Origin of the sequence: Kribbella orskensis, from assembly GCF_004342085.1 — a bacterium.
Lineage (GTDB): Bacteria > Actinomycetota > Actinomycetes > Propionibacteriales > Kribbellaceae > Kribbella > Kribbella orskensis.
This window is the reverse complement of record NZ_SLWM01000009.1, coordinates 181,679-192,692: the sequence shown is the minus strand read 5'-3', so window position 1 is coordinate 192,692 and position 11,014 is coordinate 181,679. Positions and strand designations below refer to the sequence as shown.

Annotated in this window: 6 protein-coding genes; 2 read left to right on the top strand and 4 right to left on the bottom strand. The window is 70.8% G+C overall.

The annotated features are described in order from the left end of the window. Positions 1–80: 80 nt before the first annotated feature. On the bottom strand, positions 81–1,337 hold the full coding sequence (locus EV644_RS24330; protein ID WP_132190946.1) for a hypothetical protein: 1,257 nt from the start codon (positions 1,335–1,337) through the stop codon (positions 81–83). 4 nt (positions 1,338–1,341) lie between these two features. After that, entirely contained in the window at positions 1,342–3,822 is a 2,481-nt protein-coding gene (locus EV644_RS24325; protein ID WP_132190947.1) for a pectinesterase family protein, read from the bottom strand. Between the two features lie 187 nt (positions 3,823–4,009). Between EV644_RS24325 and EV644_RS24320 the strand changes: the two genes are divergently transcribed. Together EV644_RS24320 and EV644_RS24315 are read left to right on the top strand one after the other, a co-directional pair. After that, on the top strand, positions 4,010–5,476 hold the full coding sequence (locus EV644_RS24320; RefSeq protein ID WP_132190948.1) for a glycoside hydrolase family 28 protein: 1,467 nt from the start codon (positions 4,010–4,012) through the stop codon (positions 5,474–5,476). Positions 5,477–5,516: 40 nt separating this feature from the next. Then, positions 5,517–6,557, top strand: a complete 1,041-nt coding sequence (locus EV644_RS24315) for a LacI family DNA-binding transcriptional regulator (protein WP_158292914.1) — start codon at positions 5,517–5,519, stop codon at positions 6,555–6,557. Here EV644_RS24315 and EV644_RS24310 read toward each other — a convergent pair. Then, positions 6,533–9,250 carry a glycoside hydrolase family 78 protein gene (locus EV644_RS24310; protein ID WP_241998683.1) on the bottom strand — a complete coding sequence of 906 codons (2,718 nt, stop codon included), beginning with the start codon at positions 9,248–9,250 and terminating at the stop codon, positions 6,533–6,535. The two genes, EV644_RS24315 and EV644_RS24310, sit on opposite strands and share 25 nt — an antisense overlap. Further along, positions 9,247–10,983 (bottom strand): glycoside hydrolase family 127 protein, encoded by a 1,737-nt coding sequence (locus EV644_RS24305; protein WP_132190950.1) that lies wholly within the window; start codon positions 10,981–10,983, stop codon positions 9,247–9,249. Before EV644_RS24305 ends, EV644_RS24310 begins: the two co-directional genes overlap by 4 nt. Between the last annotated feature and the right edge of the window lie 31 nt (positions 10,984–11,014).

The window sequence follows — 11,014 nt, the reverse complement described above, 5'->3', positions numbered from 1 at the left end:
CCGACCGGGGACCGCGGACAGCGAACATCTTGTCCGAGGTCCCCGGTCGGTGTTCTCACCCCGGACCCAGGGGAGTCGGCTCAGGGCAGCTGGGCGCAGTGGACGTCGAGGTCCCAGAGGATGACGGAGAGGGCGTACGGGCTGATCGTGTGGTCGCCGTGGGTGGCGTCCTCCAGCAGTTCCCAGTGGCCGTTCGACTCGTTGCTGACGGCATCAGTTCCGATGACGGCGATGCGTTGGCGGACGGCGGCTTCGTAGCTTCGGTGGCCGACGCCGTTGAAGCAGCACTCGTCGAAACGGTTGAGGATCTGCAGCTGCCGGCGATTACGGCCGACGGCGGCCAGGGCGTAGAGGTCCGGGAAGTCGGCCAGGCCGTAGAAGCCGGGTTGCTTGTCCTGGCGCTGCTCCCAGTCGCCGCGGGTCGGGCTGGGTTTCGGTGAGCCCGGGCGGACGAAGAACGGCAACGAGCCGGCCGTCGGGTACGAGCGGGTGATGCGCGGATCCAGGGCCGGGTAGATCGTGGTCGCCCAGCCGCCGCCGGACAGGCCGATCATCTGGACCGAGGACGGTCGGTACGTCGCCTGCACGTGGTTCATCGCCACTGCCAACGGCTCGAGGAACAACGCCAGCGGCGAGTACTCCGCGGACTCCCACAGGTTGAGGTCGTTGTGCGACGGCTGCTGCCGCACCATCGGATCCACCGGATCCTGCAGGGTCTTCGGGTTCCAGTGGTAGAACGGCATGGCGAACAGCAGCACGGTGTACCCGTGGTCGAGCAGGCCCTGTGTGGTCCGCTGCAACGTGTCCAGCGGTTCACCGTGGCCGTTGTGGTAGAACGCGATCCGGCGATGAGTACGGTGTACCGGCTCCACCAGGAACACCGTCGCGACGTACCCGAACCGCATCGCCACCTCGAGCCGGTCGTACCGCCGGACACCGGTCAACGCGGGCAGCTCGGCCGGCGTACCGATGTCGCGCCGCACCTCGGGCAGCGTGGCAGGTATGACGCCGGTGTCCTTCCACACCTGCGCGACCAGTTGTGGACGCAAGGCCTCCGCATCCTCGGCGGTGTGGATCTTCATCAGGTCCTCGACGTCGACGTCGACCACCACCTGCGGCAAAGTCCTGTACGCCGCGCTGTGGGCGGCGGCGATCTCCGCGTTCACCGGGGCGACGGGGCGTGGTGCGGGGTGCGGAAGGACGCCGGTCGGGCCTTCGGACACAGCGCCTCCCGCAGCGTTCAGACCAGCGGCGGCGGTCGCGGTCCAGCCGGTGGCGGTCGTGGCCGCGAGGGTGCCAAGGGCACCGAGCACGGACCTGCGATTCAGTGCAGACATCGTTTCACCTTTCGGAGCGGGAAGTCGGGACGACAGGGCGCCAGCCGCCGAGCACTTTCGCCGGGTCGCGCAACGGGGCGGCCTCGTCGACGGTGAGCTGCCGGGAACAGGCCAGCCGCGCGCTGGTGTCGATCGGCCGGCCGGCCAGGTCGGTGCTGCCGTACTCCCAGAACCGCAGCTGACCGGCCGCGGCGCAGTCGTTCGGGCTGGTGACCTGGAAGCCGGTCGTCTTGACGTGGCTGTCCATCGCGGAGTCGACGAACACCACTTGGCTGGTCGGGAACCGGCTCAGCTCGACCCGGCCGAGGTAGACGCTGTCGTCGGGTGCGTCGGGACCGCGCGTCAGCCGGACCCGGACGAAGACGTTGCCGGGGCCGTTGTCGAAGTTGCGGACCTGGTTGTAGTACCCCGCGTGCAGGGCCTTGAGCTCGGAGTCCTGGACGAAGACGCCGCCGGTTCCCCAGACGAAGTCCACGTCACCCTCGACGTAGCTGTCGGTCACGAATCCCTTGCCCTGCAGGCGGAGGCTGTCCTGGTAGCCGAGGATGCGGACCCGGGCGAGCACGATCCGTTCACCGTTGCCGCGGAACGCCTCGGCCTGCGACCCGCGGTACGGCGTCAGGTTTCGCACCGTGACGTCGGCCATCGAGAAGTCGTCGGCGTCGACCCCCATCGCGGCGCGCCAGCAGTTGAACCGGTCCGGCTGGGCGAGCACCCGGCGCGGGCAGTACGCCTGGTCGATCGGCACGTTCGCCATCGCGTAGTCGCCGTTCAGCAGGTTGTTGTTCGGGTAGCCGATCTCGGTCCGGCCGGCTCCGGCGCCGACGACGGTGACGTGCGGCTTGGTCTGCGGCACGTACACGAGTTCGCGGTACCGGCCCGGGCCGACGTCGATCCGCACCTCGTGGTCGTTGCCCTCCGCCACGAAATCGACGGCTCCCTGGACGGTGCAGAAGCCCGCACCACCACGGCTGTCGACGGTGAGCCGGGTACTACCGACCTTCGGGTCGTGCCGGGTACGGAACGTCCACTCGACCGGCGAGGTGATGCCGGGATGCCCGACGAAGAACCCCGGCTCCACGGTCACGTAGTACCCCCGGCCCGCGGCGAGCCGTTGGTGGGGGTGGATCGAGACCGTCCGCCCGTCGACCACCACCGGCTGATACGTCCACTTGTGCAGCTCGCCGTAGTCCGAGCGGGCGCCGCCGACGGTTCGTTGGTACGTCGCGGCGTCGGCAAGGTCGATCGTGTCGACGACCTCACCGCCCACCTGGTGGATCTGCAGCTTGCCCTTCAACCCGAGCTCGAGCGGACCGTCGAACGTCAACCGCAGCTGAGTGTCCGCACACGTCGCGGCCGCCATCCCGATCGGCGCTAGCTTCGGTGAAGCCGTATCACCGGGCCGGGAGGCCCGCCAGCCGGTGAGCTCCTCGAGCACCTTGACCAGCCGGCCCGCGGCCAGCTGGTGGCCCTGCACGCTCGGGTGCGAACCGCCGTTGTAGTCGCCCGGGCTCAGCCAGCCCGCGGTGTCGACGTACACCGTCTTCCGGTCCTTCGCCTGCGCTACCGAGGCCTTGATGTCGGCGGCGTGCGTCCCGTTGAACGGCCGCAACGCGAGGATCAGCGCCTGCGGGTTCGCGGCCCGGACCTGGCGCAGGTAGGCGAGGTACTTCGGCGCGAACTCCTCACTCGGGTACGGCGCGTCGTTGGTGCCGAAGTTGACCACGACCGCACCGGGGTCGAACGGTTCGGCCGGGAACCCGGCCAGGTGGAACCCGAACGACTCCGCAGCGGTGCCGACGTTGCCGTGACCCGGCTGGATGATGCCCTGCTTGCCGAAGCCGACCTGGTTCGTGGCGGCGCCGAACGCCTTGCCCACCAGGTGCGCGTAGCTCTTGGTCCCGTCGGCGCAGTCGATCCCGAGCCGCGGGCACAACGCCATCACACCCTGGGTGATCGAGTCACCGTAGAACTCCAGCCGCCGGTCGGCGGTCGTCGGCAGCGGTACCAGCTGGGCCAACGGTGCGAGCTCGATCTTCGACAGCACCACGCCGGACTGCACCGGGGAGAGCCATCGGTTCTCGTACTCGTCGACGTCCTTCACCGCGATCTCGGCCGTGTGTACGACGCCCGGGTCGAGCCCCTCGGCGAACACCTTGTGCTCCTCGTCGACCTTCACCAGCCGCGCCTCGCCGCCGTCGACCGACACGTACAGCTGCGCCGGCACCGTGATCGACTCGGTCTCGAACCACGCGCCGAGCCGGTCCCCGGTAAACCGGAACCGCAACAACGAGCCCGAGTTCACCGTGGTCGCGAGGTCGTCGTCTCTCGCCCAGTGGCCCTGGAACTCGATCCGCGGGTCGAACGGCCCGAACGTGGCGGGGTTCGCGGCGGCCGTCGCGGCGGCGGCGGGCCCGGTGAGCGCGCCGGCGGTGAGGCCGACGGCCAGGCACAGGCTGACGAGGTACAGGCGGAGCTGACGCACGACGGTCTCCCTCGCACAGGCCACCGCGGAGTACCCCGGGGCGGCGGGCAGGTAATCCTTTTCCCGGCTACCGTCGCAGTGCGAACCAGGCACGTCAAGACCTTGACCAGCAGTAGTCCGCTGAAATAGGAAAAGGTTTACACCCCTGCAGCTACAGGGATTCCGCCCCGCTGGTGAGGAGACCACGATGACCGACCAGACCCGACGAACCTTCCTCGGCGGCGTCGGTGCGACCGGGCTCGGGCTGCTGGGCCTGCAGTCGACGAGCGCCGCGGCCGCACCGGTTGCCCGGGCAACCGGCGGACCACGCCCCGGCGTGGCCGGGCCGAACCAGCCGTGGGCGCGCGCGGCGTACATCGCGGCGACCGTCCGCGGTCCCCGGTTCCCGCGGCGCTGGTACGACATCACCGACCACGGCGCCGTGGCCGGCCAGGACGCGACGGCCGCGATCGCCGCCACCATCTCCGCCTGCCACCGAGCCGGTGGCGGGCACGTCGTGGTTCCGGCCGGGAGCTGGCCGACCGGCCCGATTCACCTGCTGAGCAACGTGGATCTGCACGTGAGCGATGGTGCGACGCTGCTGTTCAGCACTCGTCCGTCGGACTACCTGCCGCTGGTCCTGACCCGGTTCGAGGGCGTCGAGCTCTACAACTACTCCCCGCTGATCTATGCCTTCGAGCAGGAGAACATCGCCGTCAGCGGCAGCGGCACGCTCGACGGTCAGGCAGACCTCGACCACTGGTGGCCCTGGAAGGGCTCCGGCGACGACGGCTGGGAGCCGGGCGACCCGCACCAGGCCGAGGCGCGGGCGCTCCTGTTCGAGCAGGCCGAGCAGGGCGTCGCGGTGGAGCAGCGGCGGTTCGGCGAAGGTGGCTACCTGCGACCGTCGTTCATCGAGCCGTACCGGTGCCACAACGTGCTGATCGAGGGCGTGACGATCGTGCGCTCACCGATGTGGGAGATCCACCCGACGCTCAGCGACCATGTCGTGGTCCGCGGCGTGACGGTCCGGTCGCACGGGCCGAACAACGACGGTTGCAACCCCGAGTCGTGCCGGCTGGTGGTGATCCGGGACTGCACGTTCGACACCGGTGACGACTGCATCGCGATCAAGGCCGGCCGCAACGCCGACGGCCGCCGGGTGAACGTGCCCACGGAGGACGTGCTGATCGAGGGCTGCACGATGCGCGACGGCCATGGCGGCGTGACGATCGGCAGCGAGATGACCGGTGGGGTCCGGAACGTGTTCGTCCGGGACTGCGACCTGTCCAGCCCGAACCTCGACATCGCCCTGCGGTTCAAGACCAACTCGGTCCGCGGCGGCTTCATCGAGCGGTTCCACGCCAGGGAGCTGCGAATCGGCCAGGTGGGGTCGTCGGTGATCGACGTGAACTTCAACTACGAGGAGGGCCCGGGGCACGGCTTCAATCCGCGGGTGGCCGACCTCGAGGTCTCCGACCTGACCGTCGGCACCGCCCGCCGCGGCCTCAACCTGCGCGGCTACGCCGATGCGCCCATCGTCGGCGTCCGGCTGCGGCACGTCGACCTCGGCACCACGAGCCAGCCGGGCGTCGTCGAGCACGTCGAGGGTCTGGTGCTGGAAGACGTGATCGAGAACGGCGAGCCGGTGGTGCTGGACGCACCGGTTGGGTGACCTGCGACGCCGGTCCGGCCGACCATGGTCCAATGACTCGGTGAGCAAGTCGTCCAGAGGTGGTGCGCTGTCCCCCGGCCGGGCCACGATCCATGACGTGGCCCGGATCGCCGAGGTGTCGACGGCGACCGTCTCCCGGGTGATGAGCGGCGGGAAGCCGGTGTCTGCCGAGGTCACCGACCGGGTCCGGGCCGCCGCCCGCGAGGTCGGCTACCGGCCGAACCCGGCCGCCCAGACGCTGCTGCGCGGCCGGAGCCAGACGATCGGCGTGGTGGCCCCCGACCTGGCCAACCCGTACTTCGCCGAGATCCTCAAGGGCGTCGCGGCCGAGGCCGCCGAGGGCGGCCACCACACGCTGGTCGCCGGTAGCGACGAGGACCCGGACCGGGAGTACAGGTCGGCGATGGAGCTGGCCCGCTGGGTTGACGGTCTGCTGTTGTGCGCACCGCGGATGAGTACACCCCGGCTGAAGGAGGTCGCCGCCGCGAGCCGGTCGCTGGTACTGATCAACCGGATCCTGCGGCACCCGTCGATCGGGGCCGTGGTGGTCGACTACCAGGAAGGGATCCGGCTGCTGTGCGAGCACCTCGCATCGCTCGGGCACCAGCGGATCGTGTACCTCGAGGGTCCACCGAACGCATGGTCCGACCGGCAACGGCAGCGGGGGTTCCGGGTCGCGGAGGCGTTGAAGCAGACGGTGACCCCGGTGCCCTGCGGTTCGGCGATGCGGGACGGGTACTCGGCGGTCGACGAGGCGCTGACGCACCAGCCGACAGCACTGATCGCGTTCAACGACCACGTCTCGCTGGGTGTCCTCACCAGGTTGCGCGAGCTCGGCATCGACGTACCGGGTGAGCTGTCGGTGGCCGGGATCGACGACGCGCCGATGAGCGCGCACATGGATCCCGGCCTGACCACGTTCGCCGTGTCGACGGTCGAGCTGGGCCGGCTGGCCTGGCAACGGTTCAGCAGCGACCCGGCGGCCGGCGCGACCCACCTGTCCGGTGAGCTCGTCGTCCGTGGCTCGACCGGCCCCGCACCGCGCCGGCGCCGGTCTCAGGCGTCGGCCGCGAAGCGATAACGACCTGAGGCGACCCGGCAGACCAGAACACCGTCGGCCGGGCCGAGGACGTCGATCTCCTCCTGTCCGGCGACCGGACGATCCGACTCCCGTACCGACGTGGGGTCAGCGGTCGGGACGTGCACGGTCGCGGTCGTCCCCGGCGGCACCCCGACGTCCAGCTTGACGGTCCCGTCGGCCACTTCCCACCGCGTGGTCACCCGGCCGGACGGCGTGTCGTACGCCGCCTGCGCCCAGTCGAGCCGGCCACCCGGACGAGGCCGGATCACCAGGTCCCGGAAGGCCACCGACGACGGCGCCTGGTCGATGCCGGCCACACCGCTGTAGAGCCACTCACCGACCGAGCCGAGCGAGTAGTGGTTGAAGGAGTTCATCGCGACCGGGCCGAATCCCTGCTCCTCGGTCCAGCCGTCCCAGCGCTCCCAGATCGTGGTCGCACCGTGGCGGATCGAGTACCCCCAGGACGGGTACCGGTCGTCGTGCAGCAGGTCGTACGCGAGCTCCAGCTGCCCGTACCCGGCCAGGACCGGGCACAGCAGCGCGACCCCCGCGAACCCCGTCGTCAGCGACCGGTCGCGCCGTTCCAGGTCGGCGACCAGGTGCTTCACCGCCTCCTGCTCCAGGTCCTCCGGCAGCAACCCGAACGCCAACGGCAGCAAGTACCCCGTCTGGGTGTCCCCGCGAACCTTGCCCTCGGCATCGACGAACTCCGCCACGAACGCGGCGGCGATGCGATCGCGGAGTTCGCCGTACGCCGCGGCCTCGTCCCGCAGACCGAGGACGCGGGCGGTTGCGGCGGTGAGTTCGGCGCTGCGGGCGAAGTACGCGGTCGCCAGCACGTCGCGATCGGTGCAGACGCCGACCTGCAGCCAGTCCCCGTAGTGGCCGCCGGTGCGATTGCGCCAGATCAGGCCGGGGTTGGCGGTGTGCACGAAGTCCACCCAGCGCCGCATCGACGGCCACGCCTGCCGCAGTACTCGCTCGTCGCCGTAGCTGCGGTAGAGCGTCCACGGCACGATCGTCGCGGCGTCGGACCACGCCGGCGTGCCGTGCCGGCCGGTGATCAGGTGCGGGATGACGTCGGGCACCGCGCCGTCCGGGGTCTGCGCGACCGCCAGGTCCTCCAGCCAGTTGGCGAAGAACGTCTGCACATCCGCCTGGTACGCGGCCGTGGGCAGGAAGATCTGCGCGTCGGCGGTCCAGCCGAGACGTTCGTCGCGCTGCGGGCAGTCGGTCGGCACGCTGACGAAGTTGCCGCGCTGGCCCCAGCGGATGTTGCCGAGCAGCCGGTTGACGCCCGGATCGGAGCACTCGAACCGCCCGGCGACCGGGGTGTCCGAGTGCAGCACCCGCCCGGTCACGTCCGCGGTCGTGAGGTCGCCCGGGTAGCCGTCGACCTCGACGTACCGGAACCCGTGCACGGTGAACGCCGGCTCGAACGTCTCCTCGTCCGCGCCGGCGCTGACGTAGTAGTCGGTCGCGTCGGCGGTCCGCAGGTTCGCGGTGTAAACCTCGCCGTCGGACTCCAGCATCTCCGCGTGCCGCAGCCGGATCCGGTCGCCGGCGGCCGCTCCACGGATCCGCAGCCTGATCCGGCCCGCGACGTTCTGCCCGAGGTCGACGACGTACCGGCCGGGGCCGCGCCGATCGACCGAGACGGCCGGCAGGTCCTCCATCACCCGGACCGGTTCGGTGCTCGCGGCAACCACCGTGGAGACGTCCGCCCCGGCCTCGCCCGCTCGTTCCCAGCCCTGACCGAGCACGTGGCCCGGGCTCGACCAGTCCCCCAGCTCCAGGCGGGCGTCGTACGACTCTCCCATCAGCAGGTCAGCGAACCTGAGCGGCCCGGTCCGTTCCAGCCAGCCGGCGTCGGTGCCGATGACGGTGCGCGTTCCGTCCGGGTGGTCGACGACGAGCTGGGCCAGCAACCGCGGCCTCTTGCCGTAGTGGTGCGCCTGGCTCCGGGTGTCCCACCCGACGTACCCCGACCACCACCCTTCCGCGAGGACCGCGCCGAGCACGTTCTCCCCTTCGTGCAGCAGGTCGGTGACGTCGTATGTCTGGTACGCCACGCGGTACCGGTAGTCGGTCCACCCCGGGGTCAGCTCGTCGGCGCCGACTCGGCGGCCGTTCGCGTTCAGCTGGTACAGGCCGTGAGCGGTCGCGTAGACGCGAGCCCGCACGACCGGCGCCGGAAGGTCGAAGGACCGGCGCAGGTACCGCGGCGCGGCGAGCGTGGCCGAACGCTCCGACCGTGGCTCGACCTTGTCCACCGGCGGCTCGAACGGAGGCTCGGTCTCGTAGTCGTGCTCGATCCAGCGCGCCTGCCACTCCCCGGGGTGGAAGATGCCGGTGGCAAAGGTCGCCGACGCGCCCGTCGCGGCGCCGGCGGCATCGCGGACCTCGAGGTGCCAGGTGTAGTCGGTCAGCGAGGTCAGCGGCGCGCCACCGTGGTCGACCGACGTCGCCTGCTCCGACCGCCACCCGCTGTCCCACACCTGGACGCCGTCGCGCTCCACCCGCACCCGGAACGCCTCCTGCCGATCACCGCGGACCGGCGAGGCCAGCCGCCAGCTCAGCCGCGGCCGGGCGGAGCCGATGCCCAGCGGTTCGGCCAGATGCTCGCAGCGCAGGTCGTACGGCGTCAGCGCCGGCACGGTCGGTGGATCGGTCAGCACCCAGCCTGTTGTCACCAGGACCACTCCGTCTCGGGTCGGTGGATCTCGTAGTCACGCAGACCGCCGGCGTGCTCCGGCCGGTCGCCGTACATCGGCCTGGACCGGCCCGGCGGGTCGATCGCGACCACGTCGTCGCCCCGCCAGCCGGTCCGGAATTCGTTGCCTGCAGCAAGTTCGGTGGTGGTTCGCGCTGCCATCGGGAAGGTCACCACGATCCGCTCGCCCGGTCTCGGCCGCGGGATCGAGAGATACCCGTCCGGCGCCCAGATCCGCTCGGCGCCGGTCCGTTCGCCGTCGTCCGCGCCGTCGTGCGCGCCGCCGTCGCGCCGGAGCGTCAGCCGGGCGTACCCGGCCCAGTCCGGCACCCGGACCCGCAGCTCCTCGACGGGTTCGTTGACCAGTAGCTCGACCTTGCCCTCGACGGGCAGGTGGCTGAGCACGTCGACGAACCGGTGCGCTCTGGACAGCAGCAGATTGACGCGGGCCACCGAGCGGTCACCGGTGACGACGCTGTTCCAGGCCCAGAACAGACCTCGCACCCCGGAGCCCACGCAGCAGGCCTGGACGTCGTTCGTGTGGCCGCGGCCCAGCGGCACGTCCGACACGTAGTCGTTCGGCGCGCCGTACCCGCAGAAGGCGCCGAGCACCCGCTCGCCGACGTCGACCTGAGTCCGCCAGCCCGGTACGTCGCCGGAGCGGTCCGAGGCGGACTCCACCCAGCTCACGTCCAGCAACTGCGATGCGGCAAGGTGGTTGCGGACGAACCGCTCGACCACGGGCCAGTACTCCGTCAGCCCGCTGCCCGCCAACGTCGCACCGAGTCCGATCAGGTCCACCAGGGAGCACGTCTCGTGCTCGTACCGCTGGTCGGCGAGGTCGCCCGGCGTCCAGCCGAAGCCGGTGGCCTGGGTCAGCACCCAGTCGTAGCTACGCCGGACGAACTGGGTCAGGCCGTGGTCGCCGGTGTGCCGCGCGAGCCGGGCGAGTCCCTCCAGCGTGCCCACCCGGGTGTGGAAGTGACCACTGCGGAACACCCGGGCCGCGTTGAAGCTGCCGTCCGGAAGGAAGACGCCGCTCTTGTCCACCACGAGCCGGGCGAACCACTCGCACAACTCCAGCGCGTCGGGGTTGCCGGTCGCCTGGTGATAGCGCAGCAGCGGCATGATCAGCCGGCCGGAGAAGGACGCCGGGTCCGGTGCCAGGTGCAGGTCGACGGCGTTCGAGGACGGCCAGCCGGCGGCGGTGTACTCCGAGGCCGGATAGAACCAGACGTCGCGCTCCTTGATCGCGATCCGCTTGAGCGCCGCGACCTGCCGGTCGGCGGCCGCGCGGGCGACCGGGTCACCGGTGGCGACCACGGTCGTGGTCAGCGCGAGCAGGGTCGCCCGCTGGTCGATCAGGTTGGCGTTCGCCTTCCAGTGACCGCGCGGGTGTTCCCGCCGATAGGTCAGCCCGTCGGCACCGAGCAGGGCGAGCAGGGTCTGCCGGTACCGGTCGGCGACCGCGTCCCACCCCGGCTCCCAATCCTTGCTGCCGGTCATCTGCCGGGCCAGCAGGATCGCGTCGGTGAGCCGGCCGTGGCTGGAGCCGTAGTCCCAGTCGCCGTGCTCCAGCCGGGCCGGCCGGGCCAGCAGGTTCGCGCTGAAGAACGGGATGCCGTCCTGATCGTCGTCGGCCAGGCCCACGACCGCGTTCATCGCCAGAGCGGCCCGTTCTTCCAGCAGCAGCGTCGCCGGGATCATCGCCATGAGGAAAACCTTTACCCGATCGGGGTACGAT

Excerpts from the sequence above, each read along its gene's own strand:
- EV644_RS24330 (WP_132190946.1), bottom strand. The coding sequence starts at position 1,337 with ATGTCTGCACTGAATCGCAGGTCCGTGCTCGGTGCCCTTGGCACCCTC.
- EV644_RS24320 (WP_132190948.1), top strand. The coding sequence starts at position 4,010 with ATGACCGACCAGACCCGACGAACCTTCCTCGGCGGCGTCGGTGCGACC.
- EV644_RS24305 (WP_132190950.1), bottom strand. The coding sequence starts at position 10,983 with ATGGCGATGATCCCGGCGACGCTGCTGCTGGAAGAACGGGCCGCTCTG.